This is a genomic window from Paenibacillus sp. DMB5 (genome assembly GCF_001517085.1).
GTDB lineage: Bacteria > Bacillota > Bacilli > Paenibacillales > Paenibacillaceae > Paenibacillus_AQ.
This window is the reverse complement of record NZ_LRAC01000156.1, coordinates 20,435-42,773: the sequence shown is the minus strand read 5'-3', so window position 1 is coordinate 42,773 and position 22,339 is coordinate 20,435. Positions and strand designations below refer to the sequence as shown.

Sequence of the window (22,339 nt, the reverse complement as noted above, 5' to 3'; positions counted from 1 at the left end):
GGCTCCGGCGCCACCGCTGCGGCGGCCGCCCCGTGCAGGGCCGCCTTGCACAGAGGTGAATTCGCCGACGCCGAATTCATCCTTCTCGTAGCGGCGGCGGTCCAGCCGCTGGGAAGTACCGTGCTCGATCAGGTCGAGCAGGTTATATTCACGCGGCGAGGCGAAGGTTATCGCCAGGCCTTTGCCGCCGGCCCGGCCGGTCCGGCCGATCCGGTGGATATAGCTGTCCGCATCCAGCGGCAGATCATAGTTGAAGACATGCGTAACCCCTTCAACGTCAAGGCCGCGGGCGGCAACGTCCGTAGCGACCAGCAGCTGCAGCTTCGCATCGCGGAACCGTTTCATGACGGCTTCGCGCTTAGCCTGCGACAGATCGCCGTGCAGCTCATCGCAGTCATAGCCGGCAGCCTGCAGCGCTTCGTTCAGCTTCGAGACCCGGCGCTTGGTCCGGCAGAAAATAATCGCCAGGTAAGGGCGGTCCCGCTCGATCAGCGCCTGCAGCGCCTCTTCCTTGTTGCGGTCGGAGCATTCTACGACCTGCTGGCGGATATTCTCCAGCGGAATTGAAGATCCGCTCTTGATGATGATGTCCAGCGGCTCTTTCATATAATTTGCAGCCAGACGTTTGATCGCATCCGGCATCGTTGCCGAGAACAGCATCGTCTGGCGGCGGTAAGGGACGGACGTAATAATCGTCTCCACATCCTCCAGAAAGCCCATATGCAGCATCTGGTCTGCTTCATCTAGTACAAGCATTTTCACGCCGCCCAGGTCCAGTGTCTCACGGCGCAGATGGTCCAGCAGTCTGCCCGGAGTCCCGATAATCAGGTGCCGGCCGCCTTCCAGCTTACGCAGCTGCTTCTCCACATCCTGTCCGCCGTAGACGGCCAGAATTTTCACGCCTGTATGACGGGCTAGCTTGCGCGCCTCCTCCGTAATCTGCAGCGCCAGCTCACGCGTCGGCGCCAGAATCAACGCTTGCGGATAAGCTGCTTCTACGCGGATCTTGTCCATAATCGGCAGCAGAAAAGCCAGCGTCTTCCCTGTTCCCGTCTTGGCTCTGGCAATAACGTCCAGCCCCTGCACCAGCGGCGGAATCGCTTCCTCCTGTACCGGCGTCGGCTTGACGATGCCTTGTCCTTTCAGCAAATCACTCAACACCTCTGAAACTCCCAACCCTTTAAATCCCGACAATTGCTCCACCTCACTAAATTTGTTAATCTGTCCTGTTACCCAAAACCTATTGGCATCCATGTCCAAAGTTAATGTACTCAACTTCCCTTTAGGGGCAAATAAAAGCGGAAGAACCCGCCTCCACGGGTCCTTCCGTCCCTTGTGCCGCCCTATGCCACCAGAAGTGCGGTCAAAGTACGGTTTCTGGGGCAGCAGCGATCCACCGGACATTCATGACGGCATTCCTTTTGCGTTCCATTACACTCTATACAATAGTCTGTCCGGCTTGCAGCTCCCGGAAACAGTAAGCCAAGTAAAAACGGCTTTGCCCGTCCTGAACAGGACGGTATCCGTTTCTGCGCGAAATATAAGGATAATTTATAGTGTAGAACATATACATTCTTATATTTTCAGAAAGTTATCCTTCTTATTGTACTTGATCTTGGCGTCTTTGTGTAAATTGCCTGAAAATAATAATTCGGCCCTACAGCAGCTAAAAGCGCCCCGACTTGAAAATGGACAGCAGCAGCCAGATGACCATCAGCAGGGCGATGACCGAGCCGATCTCAACCGTCGGAAAATCCCACAGCAGCGACGGCTCGCCGCGCAGGGAAGAGCCGATAATCAGGCCGGCCATAATGATGCTGAAGGCCAGCAGCACAATGCTGAACGACAGCCGGTTGCCGACCCGGCTGAATTTGTGCTCCAGATTTTTAAGCTCCGGCAGTCCGACCTCAACCTTCAGCTTGCCGCTGCTGATCAGCGCCGACAGCTGGCGGGCCTGGGAAGGCAGCTCAATCAGGCTCTCGGCCAGATCGGCTACGCCGCCAAGGAGCTTGCGCTGCACCCGGGTGCTGCTGAAGCGCTGTTTCACCAGCTGTTTGCCGAAAGGCTCGGCCATCTGCACAATACTGAAGGCCGGGTCCAGATTGGCCACAACCCCCTCAAGCGTCAGCATCGTTTTGCCGAGCATCGCGAGGTCAGGCGGAATAACCAGCCTGTGCTTTCTGGCAATGCCGAACAGATCGTTCAGCGCCTTGCCGATGCTGACCTGGTTGAACGGAATATCATAATACGACTCACGCAGCCGGTCCATGTCATCCCGAAGGGAGGCGCGGTCGGCATTCTCGGGAATGACTCCCAGACGCAGAATGGCCCGTACCATGGAGTCGGTATTCCTGCGCATCAGCGCAATTACCAGGGCAGACAGGCTGTCCTTCATTTCTTCACTGAGCCGCCCGACCATTCCGAAATCAATGAGCGCCAGCTTGCCGTTGTCCAGCAGCATCACGTTGCCGGGATGCGGATCGGCATGAAAGAAGCCGTGAATAAAAATCTGATCCAGCATCATTTCGACCAGCTGCTGGGCAATGGTCTTCAGCTTCTGCCCCCGCGCAAGCAGTTCCTCCCGGCGGTTCAGCGTAATGCCGCTGACGTATTCCATCGTCAGAACTCTGGCCGAGCTAAAGTCCCAGTAGATTGCCGGGATCGCTACTTTTGACTTGGCCTGATCCGGCTGCTGGGCGCAATGCGCTCCGCATTGCGGCCCTCCTGCGCGTAATCCAGCTCAGCCAGCAGGGAGCGCGAGAACTCCTCGGTCATCCGGGCCAGCCCGTATTGCTTGGCCCAGTCCAGTTTTTTCTCAGCCAGGATGCTTAAATCCTGAAGAATTTCAAGGTCGCGGTGCATCGTGCGTGTGACACCGGGACGCTGTATTTTGACCGCCACATGCCGGCCCCCGTGCAGCACAGCCCGGTGTACCTGGCCGATCGAGGCCGCCGCAAGCGGCGTATTATCAAAGGCTTCAAAAATATCATGCAGCGGCTGGTCCAGCTCCTGCTCCAGAATACTGCGGGCAGTCTCCGCCGGGAACGGCGGTACGCTATCCTGCAGCTTGACCAGCTCGGCAATAATGGATTCAGGCAGCAGATCGGAGCGGGTACTGGCAAGCTGCCCGAGCTTAACAAAGGTCGGCCCCAGATCTTCCAGCACCCTCCGGATGCGTTCCCCGAGCGTTAGGGCGGCGTGGGCCTCATGCGTCATAATCCGGCGCGGCAGGGACAATACGTGGTAGAGACCCAGTTCCTCCACCATATAGCCGAAGCCATGACGCATAAGCGCCATGGCAATGGTCCGGTACCTCCCGGCATGTCTGATTCGTACTGCCATTTAATCCGTACGCGTATCCGTAATAAGTTCTTCAGTGGAACCGGGAGAATCAGAGACTGGGGCCGGTGCAGCATCAGCAGAAGCGCCTTCCAGCTCGGCTACACGGCGCTCCAAAACAGCAATCCGTGCCTCCAGCCCGGCGATATCGCTCTGTACAGGCACCTTCAGATCCTTGAGTACCCGCTGAACCTGCTCCTGCACGGCTGTCTTGAATGCACCGCGTTCTTCTTCGCCGCGCTCCACAAGCCGGTCAATCAGCGCTCTGGATTCAGTGGGAGCCAGTTCCCCGCGTTTCACCAGCTCATCTACTACCTTCTCAACCTTTTCCTTGCTGACAATGGTGAGGCCTACTCCTAATGAGATTGCTTTTTTGAACAGATCACTCATCGCTATTTCCTCCCAAAGAATGCAGTTATGGATAAAGTATACCCCTTGACGGCCTATTTCACAAAATTTAGGCTGCAAGGGGCATGGTTACTCTCAAATATGGTTATCTTGGAATGCGCGCCGCCCAGGTGGCCGCCCCCAGAATCAGCTGGCGGACCGCAGGATGGCGGAATGTGGGCTCATGATGGCCGGGCATCAGGAATACAACCCGTCCCTGCCCGTAGCGGTGGCACCAGGCTGCCGGATATGTCTCTCCGTCAGCCTCGTATTCCAGCAGCACGGTCTTTTCGGTGAACGGGTCGAACTCGAAGCGGTAAGGCTCCTCATCCAGCTTGAAATCTTCTATGCCTTCTGTAATATCATGCTCATGCACTTTGAAGTTCAGTGGAGTGTAAGGGGGATGGGTTGTAAATCTGGCTCCGATCAGGCCGGCCAGCTCGTAGCGTTTGGCCAGCGAAATGCCGGTATGCAGCACGATCAGCCCGCCCCCTCCGCTCACATAACTCAGCAGACCTGCGGTCTGCTGGGGGGAAACCGTCTCATTCCACAGCTCGTTATAAGCTATGCATAAATCATATCCTGCCAGGTGCTCACCGAGCATCAGTTTTTTATTCTCCGAACACTGAACGGTCAGCAGGTCGTTCAGAATTTCACCGATTTGCTGATCCACACCCTGCAGAGGGTGGAAACGGGGATGGGTGTAGTCGCCCAGGAGCAGGCATTTTCTCTTGTCCATAGGGATCCTCCTTCATGATTCTGTCCACATCATTTGTCGTATACGTTGCTACTATTCTAAGGAAAACTGCCAAGGATGTCCATGATGACACAAGGTAATCTCATAAAAGCCCCGCATGAATAAACACCCGCCGGCGGCAGCATCCGCCAAAACAAATCCCGCTCCGGCAGGAGCGGGAACAACACTCTTTACTCGCCTAACGGCCTGCGGCCACATAACGCCCCAGCTCGACGAACATGCTGCCCATCCGTTCATGCTCAGGCATAATGATTCTCTGGACGCCTTCCTCCTTCAGCGCCTGGGAGGTGATCTTGCCTACAGACACCGCCAGCACCTCACGCTCAAAAGCCTCCAGCATCTGCGCAAGCTTTCCCTGCTCCTGTGCATACTGTGACAAAAAGCGGAATTGCGGCGCACTGGTGAAAGCCACCGCGTTCACCTTCGCCTCAAGGATCTCGGTAAGCAGCAGCTCCAGCGCCCCCGGCTCAGGCGGAGTATGGCGGTAAGGCTGTACTTCCCGGACCGAAGCCCCGGCTGCCTCCAGCCAGGCAGTCAGCCGGGGAGCGGGTTCTCCATGCAGCTGCAGCACAACCTCCTTGCCCGCAAGATCGAATTCCTGCAGGCCGCGGATCAGTCCGCTGGTGCTTCCGTCATCATCACGCACCACGGGCACAAGCCCGCGCTTCTTCAAGGCATTGACGGTCTTATATCCCCGGGCTGCAATGGAAGAAGCGGAGAGCACCTCCAGAAAACGGCCGCCGAGTCCCATATCCTCAGCCATGCCGAACAGCGCATCCAGTCCCATGCCGGTAGTCAGAACTGCCCAGTCAGGCGGCTGCTGTGTCCAGGAATTCAGTCCTTCACGCAGCGCCCCGTCATCCAGAAAAACCGTCCCCTGGGCCGGGCGGAACAGCGGGATGCCGCCCATATTCCCGACAAGCCTGGCCATTTCCTCCGATTTGCGCGGACCCGCAAGGGCAACGGTAATCCCCTTTAATTGCTCTGCCATAATCTTCGCTCCCCCTCGTTAACCCTGCATTGTTGTCTACCAGTATACTTGCAAAGGGTGTAAAAAGAAAAGCGCCATGAAAGCTATTTCTTTATTGTTCCTTCTTTGCGGAATGCAGGTTGAAGCGGCTTACCAGCTTCTGCAGCTCCTCGGCCAGATGGCTCAGATTAGCCGTCGATGACGAAATCTCCTGGACGGCTGCAAGCTGCTCCTGGGCTGCGGCAGAGATGGTCTCGGTATTCTCGGCTGCCTCCCTTGAAATGCTGCCGATCTCGCCGATCGCCCGCTCCATACTGACTGCTTCCGCCGCCAGGGTATGCACAGCTCCGCCCATGGCTTCGATCTTCTCTGCGGCCCCTTTCACTGCCCTGCGGATCCGCGAGAAGGAACGTCCGGTGGTATCGACTGCCATAATACCGTCCGATACCCGGTTCTTGGCATCTTCCATCGTGGCCGTAGCCTGCTTCATTTCCTCGTTAATGGAGGATATCTGCTCCGAAATCATCCGTGCTGATTTCTCCGACTCTTCCGCCAGCTTGCGGACCTCAGAGGCAACGACGGCGAAGCCGCGCCCCTGCTCGCCTGCCCGCGCCGCCTCTATAGAAGCGTTAAGGGCAAGCAGATTGGTCTGGCGGGATATGCCTGTAATGACACCTACAATGCCCTGAATCTGCTCTGTGCGTGTGTTAAGCTTATCAATTACAGCCCCAAGCTCCTCCACAGTCTCATGTATGCCATTGATTTTGTCTACAACGCTGATTACCGATTCATTCCCTTCCGCAGCGGACTGTGAGGTCTTGTCCATCATCCCCGATACCTGTTCCATGAAGCCGGAAATACTCTGGACTTCACTTGCAGTAGCCGCTGCGCTTTCCGTCCCTTTGTCTACGCTGTCCACCTGGCGCTCTGTGCCGGCGGCAACCTCCTGGATGGCTACCGTAACATGCTCAATGGCCCTGGTGGTCTGGTCAGCTCCGGCAGCCAGCTCCTCGGCCGAGGAGGACACCTCATCAGTCATCTCCTGCACGCTGATAATCATCTCCCGCAGGCTTGCAACCATCGCCTTGAAGTGATCCGCTAGCATGCCAATCTCATCCCGGCGGAACGCCCCGATATCCTCTGAGAGATCCCCCTCTGCAATTACTGCTGTAGCTTTACGGAGACGGGCCAGCGGGCGCAGAATAGACTGTACATTAATGTAGATCAGGATCAGTGCCAGTGCAACTGAGATACCAATGACCAGAAAAGCCGTCTGCCGTATCTCCTCTGTCGCACCGGAAACCTCACTTTTATCAATCGTGCCTCCGATTCTCCAGCCGGTCAGCTCATTTTGCATAAACGTCATTTTTTTGTCCAAATCTTTGTAGACGTAATCAAAAGAACCGTTTTCTGCTTCGAACATCTTTTTGATGAACAGCTCGGAGGATTCCTGCCCGATCTGTTCCGTCGGATGCACCAGAAACTTCTTGCTGCTGTCCACAATGAAGATATAGCCCTGCTTGCCCACTTTGATGCTTGTAAGCTCTGCCAGTGCCGACAGGTCCAGATCAAGAGCCACTACCCCGTTCCCGCCCTCCAGCACAGCCGAAATGGCAATAGCCGTTTCATTATTCACGGTCTGAAAAGCGGGAGAAATGACGATACCGCTGCCATTCTTCAGGGCATTTACATAGGAATTCTCTTTACGGGGATCATAGTCTTCCGGCCGCTCAACTTCTGAGGCATGCAGCGCCCCTGCCCGGCTGGTTCCCACGTAAACATCCAGCACATCCGGATGCAGCGCCGCATATTCCTTCAGCCGGGCCGTGATACCGGCCGGTGTCCCTGCAGCTTCTGCATTAATCTCCTCAGCAGACAGCTGGGCCGCAAAGTACTTGATATCATTTATTTTGGATCCGATGTTGGCATTGATAATTTCATTAACCGCACCAACACTCTCGGCAGCGTTATGCACCAGCTGTTCTTCCACTTTGCCGCTGGCTGAATCGTAGGTCTGCCAGCCGATAATCAGGCTGGGGGCCAGAAGGACTAGCAGGTATGTAAGAGTAAGCTTCATACGGATGTTTACATGGAATCTTTTGCCCAAGGCGGTTCACGCTCTCTTTCGTTTAGGTCTTAAGTACGAGTTGTTGTCCATGTTATATAATTATATATCACAGCCGGAATTCCTTTTTTTCACCTGTATATGTCGTTATTCTTCTATAATAACTGAGAATTTTTATAGAAACACAACAAAGACCGCCTTATTGAAAGCGGTCTTTTGTTATATATTAATTATTCAATTGGAAATGGGCGCTCTGTCCGCACAAACCCTGTTCAGGGTCTAGTTCACCGTTTTGTTCCTGCATGCCGGACATACTCCGCCAAAGACAACATGGGCATGGGAAAGGGTATAACCTGTCTCCTCCGCTACACTGTTCATCCAATCCTCCGGCACATGGGTCATCACTTCATCCACCGCTCCGCACACTTCGCACAGGATATGCTGATGGTCGTCCATCCTCGCATCATATCTGCTTGCAGCCTCCCCCAGCTTCAGCTCACGGATCATCTGTTTATCGGCAAGATAGCGCAGGGAGTTGTAGACAGTCCCGTAGGCAAGGTTATGCCCCTGCTCTACCAGCCGGTTCATCACTTCTGCAGCAGTCGGGTGGTCATGCGAATTACGGACGATATCATAAACGGCTTGCCGCTGTGAGGTTAAATTCAGGCTTCTCATCATTATCATCCTTTAACTTATTTTTAGATCAAGTATAAATCCTGTAGCCTCCAGCGTCAATTGGGCACCAGTCTATTTACTTGATCAACCCGGAGTATTTTACTCGTACAGCAGCGGCAACTTCGAATTTCAGATCAGGATACAGTGCCTCCCAGTCTTCTGCTTCCGTTTCGTTGTTCCAGTGCCTTGTCCCGTATCGCAGCCCCCACCCGAAGGGATCCAGCCGCTTGTCCTTGATTTTTTCGAGCAGTGCCTTTACCGACTGGCTCAGCTCTTCCCCGCCGGCTTCCGATATTTTCTCCAGCAGAGTATGGGTAATCAGCTCCTGGGTGCTGCTCTCCTCCACAATGCCCTTAATCTTGATCCTGTAGCGGATAACCGGCGCGCCTGAAGTAGATGTTGTGATTTTATATTTGGAGCTGCTGCTCTCTGTATAGTACTGGAACTCGCTATCTTCCACTCTGGCCGGAAAATTGGTCTTCAGACCGGGCCGGGTCAGCAGATTGAACAGCCGTGTTTCTTCCGGATTCAGTATCAGCTGAAGCTTTTGTTTATCAAAGAGGGCTACCTTGTCAATCAGGAACTGGGTTTTGCTTTCTGCTTCGATAATCGGCAGGATCGGATCCTTGCCCTGCTCATACATATCCCTCATCAGCTGGTAGGAATAGACGCTGGCGATAAAGGGGGACTCCGTCCCCTCTCCGCTCATGGCCATAATCAGCGAGTTGGAGGGAATCCGCTCGGATGGGGGCTTGACCTGAAGCACATCCAGTGCGGCCGGACGCCCGATCGCAAAGTTAAGAATCAGCTGGATATCCCTGCGCCTGACCGCCCAGTCCAGAATATGCCTGATATCCCGGCCGGCCAGTGCTTCACCTATCACAATTGATTTGCAGTGAACATAGTCCAGCTCCTTCTCCACCTTTGATTTCATCAGGCGGAGCGCCTCAGAGAGGCTGTTTGATTCTTGCGTAACAATCAGCATCTTCTCATCAATCTTGGTTACCTCCCCCTGGGGGACAGCCAGCTTCAGGCTGACCTTAAAGGCCGCCTCCTCCCCGGGATCAATGCCGATGGCAACCACAAAGATCCGCCGGTCAATATCTTTATACTCGCACCCTGTTGTAAGACACAGCAGCACAATTCCTGCGTACAGCAGCAGTTTTCTCACGCATTCCGCCTCCTGTAAGCAACTGCATAGCAATAGAACAGCAGCATAATCATGAACAGCTCTCCGGCCCAGCGCGTATATAAAAACACAACACCAAACTGATTAAGCTGATATTGGTCAAATCCCATGAATGCCAGGGTGATTCCGCTGAACAGAGCGAGAACAGACAAATCTCTCCATAATTTAGTTCTGGCCTTCGCCTGTTTGCGCTGGCGGAACAGGCCGGTAAGCAGCTCCTTGCCGACATGCCAGTGAACCGTTACGCTGACGAGGGAGAGCGTGAGATAGGCAAAATAAAAAACAAACAGCATCCGTTCTATTAGAAAAGTGTTAATCCGGATACTATCTGCTGTAGAAAACCAGGTATACACATGCCTCTCCACGCCGATCGTCCCGAAATAGCCTATAGGCACATAAAAAGTAAGCAGCAGCACAGCCAGCCCGTTAACCGCAAAAATCCAGCTGTGCTTCATCTTTATCTTGGGCAGCACCCGGTTAAAGACAGCCAGGTTGAAATAACCGCTGAAGGAGAAGGTGGCGGCAGCGATGCTTTTCAGATCCGGTGCATGGGCAGAATAAGTCATGATCTGCAGCACCGAATCCCAGCTGAAATCGGGATTAATCAGCGCTTTAACAATCGCATACAGAATCAGCGGCAGGATGATCGCCAGCATCATTTCCATTCCGTACAGAACCGACAGGGAATCCATGCGTGCACAGAAGCATACCAGCACAAGAAAACTGAGGATTACGAGATACGGTCCGGTATCCGGACTGACAAAGCGCAGTGTAATATCCACAAAGGACAGCAGAGTAATCAGCCCGGCAACACACCAGAGGGAAGCAAACATAATAATCAGCGGAATAGTCAGCCATTTAGGCAGGGCGGTTTCGAGAATATCCTGAATGCCTTTGCCCGGAAACTTTGCGATCAGGAGGGTAAAGACAGACAGAAAGACGGTCCCGAGCACGGCAGCAACAAGGATCGACGTCTGCGCCCCTTTGAAACGGGCATCCATCAGCTCCCGCGGGACAAAGTTCAATATGTTAAGGAGGCTGTTCATCAAAAACATCCAATATAAGTAACGGTTCTGATTCATCAGCTCCCGCCGCCTTTCTTGCTGCCGGAAGCTCCCAGACTGTCCAGAACGAACATTTTGAAGTAAGGCTGCCCGAAGCTGCGCTGGCTGCACAGATACATGGTGAAAGCGACCAGACAGACAACGACACCGACCAGCCCTACTGCGGCGGCTGCCACAACAAACAGGTATTTAAGCACACGGATAGAAAAGCTCATCATATTCAAGGGGATCATGAAATTGGATATAGCGACCACCGATACCAGGATGATCATAATATTGCCGACCAGTCCGGCCTCCGTTGCCGCCTGCCCCAGAATAAGGCCTCCTACCGTTGTCGCCGTAGGCCCGATGGCCCGCGGCAGCCGCAGGCTCGCCTCCGTCAGAAATTCCATCATGATCAGCATGAGCAGCACCTCCACAAAGGATGGATAGGGTACTGTTGCGCGGCTTCCAGCAATCAGCAGTGCAATCTGCACCCTTATAATCTCCGGATTATAGGAAGTGAAGGCTACATAGAGCGCCGGCAGCCATAGCGTCATCGCTACCCCCATAATGCGCAGCAGCTTCAGGAACCGGCCGACGAAGGGAAGCTGGATTTTATCATCCATCGCTACAAAGAAATCATTAAAGATTACCGGCAGAATCATTGCGAAGCCTGTTGTATCCAGCATAATGGCGATTTTCCCCTCTGCCAGATTGAAGACCACCCGGTCGGGCCGCTCCGTTACAATCGTTTTTGGAAAAATGCGCACCTTATCGCTGCTGATGTATTTTTCCAGCTCACCCGAGGCCTGCAGCATATCTACCCGGAGTGTACTCAGCCTCTCCCGCAGCTCGTCAAGCACCTGATGATTTACTCTGCTGTCATCATACAGAATGGCTGCCTTTGTTCTGGAGATATTTCCGAGCAGCAGCGACTCCATCTTCAGCTCCGCTGACTGGTAGCGCCTGCGGATCAAGTTCAGATTCACCGCCAAATTCTCTGTGAGCGCATCTGACGGCCCCTGTGTGATGCTCTCCGTCACCGTCTGGCTGACACTGCTGGTCTCCGCCTTCAGCGCATCAAAGAAAATCAGCTGCTGCTCCACCTCCACGCAGGCATAGCCGCCGAGCATCAGGTCCAGCACCTGTTTGCCTTTCTCTACGGCTTCGCTTCCCGGGTAGTGCGCCAGATATTCGGCATAGGCTGCCGTATCATTCATCTCGTAAAAGGGTGCGATAATACTGCGGTTAACGATCTGCGGATCGGTGATGCTTTTGACATACAACAGCCTCCCCGTTCCCGCCGGCGCTGTCAGCAGCCTGTCCTCCAGATCAGCGAAGTTGTCCAGTTTCTCCTTGATTCCCTGCAGCGTTACCTTTTCCGGTTTTTGCTGTGCCGGCATCCTTACTCCCCCTCAGCCGGATTTCTCCGGAAGTTAAACCTTATTTTTACACAGGATCACTTCTTTCATGCACAAACGGGGGTTTAGGTTTCTTTTGTCGGGAGTGTGGTAATAAATGAAATGAATCGTGCATATGGAGGGATCACTGATGAGTACAACAGACGGTCAAGCCGGGAATAAGGATTCACAAGGTCTTCCGCAATTTCCGGAATCCCTGTGGAGAGGCACAACAGAGCTGCCTGCTTTTCCGAGGCTTGCGGAAGATCATGTTACAGATGTAGCCATTGTAGGGGCAGGGATTACCGGGATTACCGCGGCTTATCTGCTTACCAAGGAAGGCTACAAGGTCACTCTGCTGGAAGCCGGTGAGGTGCTTGGCGGAACGACCGGATTTACCAGCGCCAAAATCACGGCCCAGCACGGGATGATCTATGCTGACCTTATGAAGAATTTCGGCGAGGAGCAGGCCTGGGCTTACTACCAGTCAAACAGCGAGGCGATGAAGTGGATAATCCACACAGCCGAGGAGCTCGGGCTCTCCTGCGATATGCATCCTGAAGATGCCTATCTCTATGCGGACAAAGACGACGACAAGACACTGAAGCAGCTGGAACAGGAGTTCGAGGCCTATCAGAAGCTTGGGATACCGGGAGAATGGCTGGACCATATTCCGCTGCCGCTGATGGTGGCGGGAGCCATCCGGCTGCCGGGACAGGCCCGCTTTCATCCGCTGCACTACCTGAAGGGAATGCTGCAGTTCGTGCTGGATAAGGGCGGTGTGGTCTACGAGCACACCATGATCGGCGAAAAGGTGGACAAGGGCGACCGTATTACCCTGTATACCGAAGGCAGTGAACATCAGATCCGCTGCCGGCATGCGGTTTCGGCCTCCCATTTTCCGTTTTATGACGGAGGCGGGCTGTATTTCTCACGCCTGCATGCGGAGCGCTCCTATTGTCTTGCAGTCCAGCCGGAAACAGACTTTGCAGGCGGAATGTATCTGAGTGCAGGAGAGCCTACCCGCTCGCTGCGCGCCGTGGAATGGAACGGACAAAACCTCGTCATTGTGGGCGGCGAAAATCACAAGACCGGACAAGGCATCTGCACGTTCGGGCATTATGAGAATCTGGAGCTGTTCGCCGGAGGACTGCTGGGAAGCAGACAGATTCCGTACCGCTGGTCGACCCAGGATCTGATCACGCTGGACAAGGTTCCTTATATCGGCAAACCTGATGAGGACGAAGAAATCTATATCGCTACCGGCTACGGCAAATGGGGTATGACGAACGGCACACTGGCGGCTCAGATCATCACCGACCAGATTATGGGCCGTGCGAACCGCTACAGCGGGCTGTATGATCCGTCCCGCTTCAAGGCGCGCCCGTCAATCAAGAACTTCATTGTGCAGAATGCCAATGTCGCCAAGGAGCTGGTGGCCGGCAAGGTGGAGATTGTCCGCAAGAAGACCAGTGAGCTCGGTGCTGACGAAGGGGCGGTTGTTTTCCATGACGGCAAGAGGGCCGGCGCCTACCGCGATCCTGAGGGCAAGCTGCATCTGGTGGACCGCACCTGCACCCATATGGGCTGCGAATGCGAGTGGAACAACGCCGAACGCTCCTGGGACTGCCCGTGCCACGGCTCCCGCTTCTCCTATGAAGGCGATGTGCTGGAAGGGCCTGCTACAGTTCCGCTGACCAAGCTTGAAGCGGATGCGTAGCATCGCGCTCCGCTGATCCCTGCATTAAAATCCTACTGGAGGAGGAACGGCTATGCTGGTTGTTACGAACACGATTAAGGTTAAGGAAGGTCATGGCGCTGCTCTGGCAGAGCGTTTTGGCGGATCAAACGGCGTACAGGAAATGCCCGGCTTTGTCCGGATGGAGGTGTGGCACAGCGCAGCCAAAGACGGCGCCGAGGAGCTGAAAATCAGCACGGTGTGGGAGAACGAGGAGGCCTTCAACGGCTGGACGGCCAGCCCGGCCTTCCGCGAGTCACACCGCGGTGCAGGCCATAATGAAGCGATCCTTGGCGCTTCACTCGATAAATACGAGCTGCTGCTCAGCCGCAGACCGGGGGAATAGCCGCCCGGGCTGGCTGCCGGGCGGTACATGCGCAAACAGGGATGCCCCGCCGGGCCTTAAGGCCAGCGGGGCATCCCTGTTTGTGTTTCCGGCGGTCAGTCCGCCGCCGGTTTATTCAACGCCGCCGGATGGCTGCGGCTGCCGCGGCTCTTCATGCTTGCCGGGCCAGAACGCCCAGCGGCCGCACAGCATAGTGATCGCCGGCACCAGGAACGGCCGGACGATAAAGGTATCCAGCAGCACACCGATGGCGGTGATGATGCCGAACTGCACCAGCACCTGGATCGGCAGGGTGGCCAGGACGGCAAAGGTGCCGGCCAGGATCAGCCCGGCAGAAGTAATGACCGAGCCGGTCTCATTAACCCCTTCGGCAATGGCCTGCTTCAGCGGCATCACCTTACGCTTTTTCCAGATGTTAGAGATCATGAAAATGTTGTAGTCCTCGCCAAGCGCAACCAGGAAGACGAACGAGTACAGCGGAATAGCCCCCTGGATCGCATCGCACCCAGTACATAATGGATAATAATCCAGCCGAGACCGAGCGCCGAGAAAAAGGAAAGGATAACGGTACCGACCAGATAGACGGTTGCCGTAACCGACCGGAGATAGATCAGCAGCAGCAGGGTAATCATGCCGATAACGACCGGAATAATGAGGTCGGTATCACGCTCGCCCAGCTCTTTTGTATCATATTGAGTGGCCGTCTGCCCGCTCACCCATACACTGTCACGCGCCTGAGCTTCGTCAAAGCCGGATTCAACCAGAGCCTGCTCCGCTGTATTCAGCAGCGCCGGAATATGGCTCATCGCCTTCAGGGAATACGGATTGTCCTTGAACTCCAGGTCAAAGCCGATAACCTGCGGATTCACTGCCCCCTGCTGCGCATCGGATACGGTATCCACATAGGACAGCCCGCCTAGAATGACCTTGAAATCCTCTCCGCTCACCTGACCCTTTGTATCAATGATCAGTTTGGCGGGAGCCAGCTCGCCGGGGGAGAACTGTGTGCCGATCAGATCAAAGCCTTCCCGGGATTCCATATCCTCAGGGAATGAGGAGAGCAGGTCATACGTAAATTTAATGCCGGTGGAGAAGGAGGCCAAAATGCCCAGGCCGATGATCGTTACAGCTACAATCGTCCAGGGACGGGAAACTACCAGGCCGCCAATCCCCTTACGGCCGGTTCTATGCGGCTTCGGCTTCGGAGCCGGCTTGCCCTTGGCCCTTGCCCGTTCCTCCTCCATCTGCGGGGTACGCGGCACAAACGGGAAGAACGACATCCGCCCGAAGATCGCCAGCAGCGCCGGTACCAGCGTCAGGCTGGCAATCCCCATAATCAGAATGGACACGCTAAACGGAACAGCGAAGCGGTGATAGGCCCCATATTTGGCCAGCAGCAATGCGAACAGCGCGAGCACCACTGTAAAGCCGCTCATCGCAATCGCTCCGGAGGAGTGGCTGATGGAGCTAAGCAGCGCCCGTCCTTTGTTCTCCTCGACCTTGAGCATCTGACGGAACCGCGAGATCAGGAACAGGCAGTAGTCCGTTCCTGCCCCGAACAGGAGAACCGTCATAATGGAGATCGCCTGTGAATCTACGGTAATCCAGCCCTCACGGGCCATTAATCCGAGCAGAGGGCTTGTAACTCCGTAGGCAAAACCTACAGCTACCAGCGGAATCAGCGCCAGAATCGGTGAGCGGTAGATCAGCAGCAGGAATACAAGCACAAGAATTACAGTTGCTATCAGCAGGGATACGTCCGCATCCTCAAATAAGCCTGTAGCATCAATCGAAATGCCGACCGGCCCCGATACGCGCAGGCTCAGCTCACTGCTGTCCACAGCGGCTGCAGCCGGATCACTGCCTGTCTCTTCACGGACGAGCGTCTTTAACTCCGTGATGCCTTCGCCCAGCTGATCGCTGTCTGCCGACTTGTCGAACAGCACCGGTGTAACCAGCGTACTGCGGTCCTCTGACAATGAAGCCTGAAGCGCCTGTGGAGGCAGCTGGCCCAGCGGGGGCACAAAATTCTGATGCGGCAGCGGCTGCTGCTCCAGCTTGCCGTACAAGGCAATAATATGTACTAAATCCTCTTCCGACAATCCGCCGTCACGGTGCCACACCAGCAGTGCAGGCACACCGCTGCCGCCCGGAAATTCCTGATCGGCAACAGCCGCTGCCCGGACCGACTGCGAGGTCTCCGGAAGGTTCTGCGCATTGTTGACTACCTGTGAATTTACGGAAGGCCATAACAGCGTGAGCACTCCCACCAGCACGATCCAGACCAGCAAGGTGATCCACTTTGTAGTACGGCCAGCCACCCATTTCCCGTAGCCCGACATCCTTTTCATCCTCTCTTTGCCCCGCCCCTTTACAAAAATGAGCCGCGGGTCATTTTATTATCCTTATCATATATACCCGGAAATTTTTAAGCAAATCCTTTTTTCAAAAATACAGCTTCGAATTTCATCTTTGCCACCATTCTCCAAATAAAAACACCGCTCCTACAAATACAGGAGCGGTGCCGGTGTTAAGTTATAAAGGTGTAATTCAGCCTGCATCCGGCAGATCGTCGCCGGAGAACTGGCTGTTGTACAGATCGGCATAAAAGCCTCCCTGCTCCAGCAGCTCAACATGGGTGCCTTTTTCAATCACGCTGCCCTGGTTCATTACGAGAATGAGATCGGCATCGCGGATCGTCGACAGGCGGTGGGCGATGACAAAGCTGGTTCGTCCGGTCATCAGTGTCTTCATCGCCTTCTGGATCTGTACTTCGGTCCGTGTATCAACGCTGCTGGTGGCTTCATCCAGAATCAGGATCGACGGATCGGCCAGAATGGCCCGGGCAATCGTCAGCAGCTGCTTTTGTCCCTGGGAAATATTCGAAGCTTCCTCATTCAGGATCGTATCATAGCCGAGCGGAAGCGTACGGATAAAGTGGTCAGCATGGGCAGCCTTGGCAGCCCGGACCACATCGGCTTCCGTTGCGCCTTCACGGCCGTAAGCGATGTTGTCACGGATGGTGCCGTTGAACAGCCAGGTGTCCTGCAGCACCATACCGAACTTGCTGCGCAGCTCACTGCGCTTCATCTCCGTAATGTTCACACCGTCGATGACAATCTCCCCGCCGCTGATTTCATAGAAACGCATCAGCAGGTTGATCAGCGTCGTTTTGCCGGCGCCGGTCGGTCCGACAATCGCAATCGTCTGTCCCGGCTTAACGTCGATATTCATGTCTTCAATCAGAATCGCATCGGGCTTGTAGCCGAACTTCACATGACGGAATTCAACTGCGCCCTCTTCAACATGATCTGCAGGCTTAGCCAGGGATACTGCGGTTTCCGGCACTTCCTCTTCTTCATCAAGCAGTTCAAAGACACGCTCAGCTGAAGCGATCGTCGACTGGATAATGTTCGCTATATTGGCTGTCTGGGTAATCGGCATTGTGAACTGGCGTGAATACTGGATGAAGGCCTGGATATCACCGACTTCAATCACTTTGCGGGTTACAAAGATCCCGCCGACTACACAGACGAGCACATATCCGAGGTTACCGATGAACATCATCAGCGGCATAATCATCCCGGACATGAACTGGGAACGCCAGCCCGAGTTATACAGATCGTCATTGATTTTGTTAAATTCGCTTAGCGACTGCCGCTCCCGGCCGAACGCCTTGACGATCCGGTGTCCGGTGTACATCTCCTCAACGTGTCCGTTCAGCTGGCCCAATGATTTCTGCTGGCCGATAAAGTGTCCCTGGGAACGCTTCGTGATAGCCATAATCACCACAAAGCTTAGCGGCAGAGTGACTATTGTAATCAGGGTCAGCCACGGGCTGATCGTCAGCATCATGATGATAACCCCGATAATGGTCACGATGGACGTGATCAGCTGCGTCAAGCTCTGCTGCAGCGTTGTACTGATGTTGTCTACGTCATTGGTTGCCCGGCTGAGAATCTCCCCGTGGGTACGGGAATCAAAATATTTCAGCGGCAGCCGTTCCAGCTTGCTGTTCACCTGCTCCCGCATATCGAATACTACCTTCTGGGCAACTCCGGCCATTACATACTGCTGAACGTAACTGAATACGGAGCTGAACAGGTACAGTCCACCCAGAATAAGCAGAATTTTATTCACATAATCAAAATCGATGGCTGCCCCTGGTACGCCTGTCAGCATCCCGTAAGCTCCCTCAAACAGCTTGGTCGTCGCCTTCCCCATTATTTTCGGGCTGAAGATGCTGAATACCGTACTGGCTATAGCTGTGATTAAGACGATAAGCAGCTGCACCTGACGCGGCCGCAGGTAGGTGATCAGCCGGCGGAGCGTACCCTTGAAATCCTTGGCCTTCTCCGGAGGCATCCCCATGCCGGGTCCGCCGTGCCCGGGACCGAAGCCGCCGCCCCGCCGCGCCGGAGGCTTCATTTGCTGATTTCTTTCACTCATGCTATTTCCTCCTCTGACAACTGCGAGGATACAATCTCGCGGTACACTTCGCTATTCTCCATCAGCTCGCGGTGATTGCCGATGCCGGCCACCCGGCCTTCATCCAGCACAATAATCCGGTCTGCATCCATAACGGTGCTGACCCGCTGGGCAACGATCAGTACAGTCGATTCCGTCGTCTCCTCCTTCAGGGCAGCGCGCAGCTTGGCATCTGTCTTGAAGTCAAGTGCGGAGAAGCTGTCATCGAACAGGTACACCTCAGGCTTCCGCACCAGTGCCCGGGCAATCGACAGGCGCTGCTTCTGGCCGCCGGAGACGTTGCTGCCGCCCTGGGCAATCGGCGAGTCGAAGCCTTCTTTCATTGCCGATACGAAATCATAGGCCTGGGCCACTTTGGCCGCGTGGATGATTTCTTCATCGGTTGCATCCTCTTTTCCGTAGCGAATATTCTCATTGATGGTTCCGGTGAACAATACAGCCTTCTGCGGAATATAACCGATCTTGCTGCGCAGATCCTCCTGCGTCATCTCGCGGACATCCACGCCGTCTACCCGCACGGCGCCTTCTATTACGTCATAGAAGCGGGGAATCATGCTTAGCAGCGTCGATTTACCTGATCCGGTACCGCCGATAATGGCGGTGATTTCACCCGGACGTGCACTGAAGCTGATTCCGGACAGCGCGGGCTGCTCGGCTCCCGGATAAGAGAAGGAGACGTTGTCGAACTCGACATAGCCGCGCAGGCTGTCGCGCCCGTCCTGCTTCTTCGCGTCAGCTGTAGCCTGAAGGGCTCCTGAAGCAGGATCTACAATCTCCGGCTGCATATCGAGCACCTCATTAATCCGCAGTGCGGAAGCTGAAGCCCGGGGAATCAGCACGAACATCATTGAAACCATAATCAGTGAGAACATAATCTGCATCGCATATTGGATAAAAGCCATCAGCGAGCCGACCTGCAGGTCGCCGTCGCCGATCCGGATTCCGCCATAATAGAGAATGCCGATCATGGAGAAGTTCATAACCAGCATCATAATAGGCATCAGGCCGGCCATAATTTTGTTAACCTTAATCGCTGTATCCGTGAGGTCTTTATTAGCTGCAGTAAAGCGTTTATTCTCATGCTCAATACGGTTGAATGAACGGATAACCCGGATTCCGGTCAGATGCTCACGCAGTACCCGGTTCAGGGTGTCCAGCTTCACCTGGATGGCTTTGAACAGGGGAAGCCCCTTCATTCCGATCAGGAATATCGCTCCAACCAGTACCGGAATGACAATAACAAAAATCAGGGACAGCTTGGCGTCCTCGGACACCGCCATAATAATCCCCCCGATCATCATCATCGGAGCGCCGACCATCATGCGCAGCATCATAGTCAATACTGTCTGTACCTGCGTAATATCGTTAGTAGTGCGGGTAATCAGCGAGGCAGTGCCCAGCTTATCAAACTCATGCAGCGTAAAATTCTCGACATGCTCGAACATCCGCGAGCGGGTGTTCCGGCCGAAGCCGGCAGCTACCTTGGCCGACAGATAACTTGCGATTACCGAACACAGCGCGCCGCCGCCGGCAACCAGCAGCATGTAAGCGCCGATTCTCCAGATATAAGCGCGGTCACCCTGCACAATCCCTTTATCCACAATGTCGGACATCAGGGTTGGAAGGTACAGGTCCCCCATAGATTGCAGAAAGACCAGAATCAGCACTGCTGCTACGCCCCACCGAAAGGGCCCCAGTCCCTTTAACAATTTAATCAATCTTCTCATCTCCGTTCGTTTGTAACAGGTCCAGATCAGGCCGCGGATTCTCTTCAATGAATGTCTGCACCTTCGTCAGCAAGTCAGCCAGATGGTTGCTCTCTTCTTCACCCAAATATTCCACTAGCTTACCCAGTGAGGCGTCCATATAATTCCGCGCCTTTCTCGTAACAACCCTGCCCTGCTCCGTCAGCCGGATCCGCACCACTCTGCGGTCGGAAGGGTCAGGCTGACGCTCCACCATGTCTTTGGCCTCGAGACTGTTAATCAGCTGGGTAACCGTGGGAGGCGTGATCCCCAGCAGCCGGCTGATTTCGGAAACCTTGAGCCCTTCCTCAGGTAAACGTGATTTCCTCGCGAGGCATATCAGTAAAGTCATCTCACTCGGCTTATGACCGTCTACAGTCTGATGCACATGGGCTTTGCGCAGCAGCCGCAGGGCCATAAACAGCCGTTGAGCGACTGGATTTTCGCTCTCTATCCCAACGTGTCCCGCCTCCTCGTTTTTAGTTAGGTCTACTAATAATTAAATACAATATTAATTAGGCTACCTAATTATATTTTCAAGCCCGGTCTTTGTCAAACACTGAATGCGCTATCAATTTTTACGGAATGGCGAACGAAGGCCCCCGGCCGCACTAGACAAAAAATCCCCCGCTTTATAAGCGGAGGAGCGTATAAATCCTGTATCAGAAAGAGCGTTCTGTTACGCCGGAGAGCGGCCGCCCCTCTTCAGCGCTGTCCTTTTTGGGGACAAGGCCCTGGATCAGCTCAGTGTACTTCTGCAGCTGCTCCCCGGTTGCCTGTCCTCGGTTTGCTTCAAACAAGGCAACGCATTCAATCATATCCCTGGCGCTGTTCAGCTGAACGGCAGTCTTGAGACATTGCAGAATAGAATTGACCCCCAGCTGAGCCTGCCCGCGTTCCAGATAATATACAGCCAGCTGATAACCCAGCCGGTAGATGCGGTCAATATTAATATAATCCTTGAACCGGTCAAAGCCGGCCATCTCCCTGGAAAACCGCTCGAGTACATGGTCGACAGAGAAGCCGAAGCGGTTGGCAGCCTCCAGAATACTAACCAGACCTGCCAGCACTTCAGCAGGATAGTCAGCCAGGTAGGCTATATATTCCGGCAGAACGGCACTGTTCCCCTTCAGAAGCTCGAGTGTATAGCGGTTTCCGACGGCAAACGACTTGAACGCATCGACAAGGCGCAAGCCCTCCTCATCCAGCATTTCAAACCAGCTGAGGTCAGCATACATGTCTGTAAAAGTTATGGCCTCCCCGTATTTCCCTTGCTTGGCGAGTGAAGTGGCCTTCATCAGATGCCCCTGGGCATAATACAGTACAAGCGGCCGCAGCAGCTGCAGCCCCTCGCTTCGCCTTCCGGCTTTCTTCCTGAGCTGTTCCCGGTAGATCCCGCTTGCCAAGCCTCTGAGCTCATCGGCATATTTCTCCATATCGCACCACCTGTGCAGGGAAAAACAGACATTGGCCAGCTTCAGCAGCCCTTCAAGCTGCAGATGCTCTGGCAGACGTCCGCGGAACGGTTCAAAGGCGATGACCGCCCGCAGCATATCCTCCATATCGGCAACGGTTCCCAGCGCCTTGAAGATCCGGTACTGGCTGATGGCCATCCTTTCCGAATAGCTGTCCTGCTCATGCTCCACAATGATTTTATAGAAAGGTTTGGACTCCTGGATTTTTCCGCAGGCAAAAAGCTTCTCCGCCACCGAATAGATGATATCCAGCGGTTTCTGATATTCCATCATCCGGTTTATGGTTTCGTCTACACACTGCTTCCTTCCAGTGATGGCACAGCGGATCAAAAAAGGCTCCGCCCTGCGCCGCGAGACCTTTTCTTCACTGAAGCATTCCTCCACATAAAGCGGATAGAACCACCCTTCAGGATATCCCAACGCCTCTGTTAATGTATCCAGCTGGCCCAGGGAGACGGGCTTTGGGGGATTACCATGGAGAATGGCGCTCAGGCTGCCGCGGTTAAGGCCGGAAATTTTGGCAAACGATGCGAGGCTGTGTCCGGAGCGGGACAGATTGTCCTCAATTTCAGAACGTAATGTTGTCAGCTTGTTCTCCACCCGGCACCCTCCTTAACAATGCGAATTAAACTTGTTTTTAATTCCATTATAGGTACTGTCTGTAGAAAGCACAACAAAACGGCCCCGCACAGGCGGGGCCTACAATGACGCACTAAGTT

General features: G+C 54.5%; 15 protein-coding genes and 2 pseudogenes. 2 read left to right on the top strand and 15 right to left on the bottom strand.

The genetic code is table 11. From position 1 onward, the window contains the following. The 10 genes and pseudogenes from AWJ19_RS28940 to AWJ19_RS28895 all read right to left on the bottom strand — a co-directional run. The coding region (locus AWJ19_RS28940) for a DEAD/DEAH box helicase (RefSeq protein WP_157890110.1) at positions 1–1,254 on the bottom strand (1,254 nt) is incomplete at its 3' end. Between the two features lie 412 nt (positions 1,255–1,666). After that, positions 1,667–3,342, bottom strand: a pseudogene (locus tag AWJ19_RS28935) (AarF/UbiB family protein). Further along, on the bottom strand, positions 3,343–3,729 hold the full coding sequence (locus AWJ19_RS28930) for a polyhydroxyalkanoate synthesis regulator (protein ID WP_068728641.1): 387 nt from the start codon (positions 3,727–3,729) through the stop codon (positions 3,343–3,345). It abuts the pseudogene before it with no gap. Between the two features lie 103 nt (positions 3,730–3,832). Continuing rightward, positions 3,833–4,465 carry a ThuA domain-containing protein gene (locus tag AWJ19_RS28925; protein WP_068728640.1) on the bottom strand — a complete coding sequence of 211 codons (633 nt, stop codon included), beginning with the start codon at positions 4,463–4,465 and terminating at the stop codon, positions 3,833–3,835. A 196-nt stretch (positions 4,466–4,661) separates the two neighbouring features. Further along, positions 4,662–5,474, bottom strand: a complete 813-nt coding sequence (locus AWJ19_RS28920) for a uroporphyrinogen-III synthase (protein ID WP_068728639.1) — start codon at positions 5,472–5,474, stop codon at positions 4,662–4,664. A 91-nt stretch (positions 5,475–5,565) separates the two neighbouring features. Beyond that, on the bottom strand, positions 5,566–7,560 hold the full coding sequence (locus tag AWJ19_RS28915) for a methyl-accepting chemotaxis protein (RefSeq protein ID WP_068728638.1): 1,995 nt from the start codon (positions 7,558–7,560) through the stop codon (positions 5,566–5,568). A gap of 237 nt (positions 7,561–7,797) precedes the next feature. Beyond that, positions 7,798–8,193 carry a transcriptional repressor gene (locus AWJ19_RS28910; protein ID WP_068728637.1) on the bottom strand — a complete coding sequence of 132 codons (396 nt, stop codon included), beginning with the start codon at positions 8,191–8,193 and terminating at the stop codon, positions 7,798–7,800. A 76-nt stretch (positions 8,194–8,269) separates the two neighbouring features. Beyond that, the gene (locus AWJ19_RS28905; protein ID WP_068728636.1) at positions 8,270–9,364 is read right to left on the bottom strand and encodes a Ger(x)C family spore germination protein; all 1,095 of its coding nucleotides are present in this window, start codon (positions 9,362–9,364) and stop codon (positions 8,270–8,272) included. Beyond that, complete coding sequence (locus AWJ19_RS28900) at positions 9,361–10,464, bottom strand: GerAB/ArcD/ProY family transporter (RefSeq protein ID WP_068728635.1); 1,104 nt, start codon at positions 10,462–10,464, stop codon at positions 9,361–9,363. The genes AWJ19_RS28905 and AWJ19_RS28900 overlap by 4 nt, the downstream gene beginning before the upstream one ends. Then, entirely contained in the window at positions 10,464–11,831 is a 1,368-nt protein-coding gene (locus AWJ19_RS28895) for a spore germination protein (RefSeq protein ID WP_068728634.1), read from the bottom strand. The genes AWJ19_RS28900 and AWJ19_RS28895 overlap by 1 nt, the downstream gene beginning before the upstream one ends. Positions 11,832–11,979: 148 nt before the next feature. On the opposite strand from AWJ19_RS28895, the gene AWJ19_RS28890 reads away from it, so the two are divergent. Continuing rightward, positions 11,980–13,548 (top strand): FAD-dependent oxidoreductase, encoded by a 1,569-nt coding sequence (locus tag AWJ19_RS28890; RefSeq protein WP_068728633.1) that lies wholly within the window; start codon positions 11,980–11,982, stop codon positions 13,546–13,548. A 52-nt stretch (positions 13,549–13,600) separates the two neighbouring features. Next, positions 13,601–13,912 (top strand): antibiotic biosynthesis monooxygenase, encoded by a 312-nt coding sequence (locus AWJ19_RS28885; protein WP_068728632.1) that lies wholly within the window; start codon positions 13,601–13,603, stop codon positions 13,910–13,912. Positions 13,913–14,023: 111 nt separating this feature from the next. Here AWJ19_RS28885 and AWJ19_RS28880 read toward each other — a convergent pair. From AWJ19_RS28880 to AWJ19_RS28860, 5 genes and pseudogenes are all read right to left on the bottom strand, one after another. Next, positions 14,024–16,263 (bottom strand): annotated as a pseudogene (locus AWJ19_RS28880) (MMPL family transporter). 199 nt (positions 16,264–16,462) lie between these two features. Next, positions 16,463–18,361 carry an ABC transporter ATP-binding protein gene (locus AWJ19_RS28875; protein WP_068728631.1) on the bottom strand — a complete coding sequence of 633 codons (1,899 nt, stop codon included), beginning with the start codon at positions 18,359–18,361 and terminating at the stop codon, positions 16,463–16,465. Beyond that, positions 18,358–20,118, bottom strand: a complete 1,761-nt coding sequence (locus tag AWJ19_RS28870) for an ABC transporter ATP-binding protein (RefSeq protein WP_068728630.1) — start codon at positions 20,116–20,118, stop codon at positions 18,358–18,360. Before AWJ19_RS28870 ends, AWJ19_RS28875 begins: the two co-directional genes overlap by 4 nt. Continuing rightward, positions 20,111–20,563, bottom strand: coding sequence for a MarR family transcriptional regulator (locus AWJ19_RS28865; protein ID WP_068728629.1), 453 nt, complete (start codon positions 20,561–20,563; stop codon positions 20,111–20,113). Before AWJ19_RS28865 ends, AWJ19_RS28870 begins: the two co-directional genes overlap by 8 nt. A gap of 244 nt (positions 20,564–20,807) precedes the next feature. Beyond that, complete coding sequence (locus AWJ19_RS28860) at positions 20,808–22,220, bottom strand: DNA-binding protein (RefSeq protein WP_068728628.1); 1,413 nt, start codon at positions 22,218–22,220, stop codon at positions 20,808–20,810. Between the last annotated feature and the right edge of the window lie 119 nt (positions 22,221–22,339).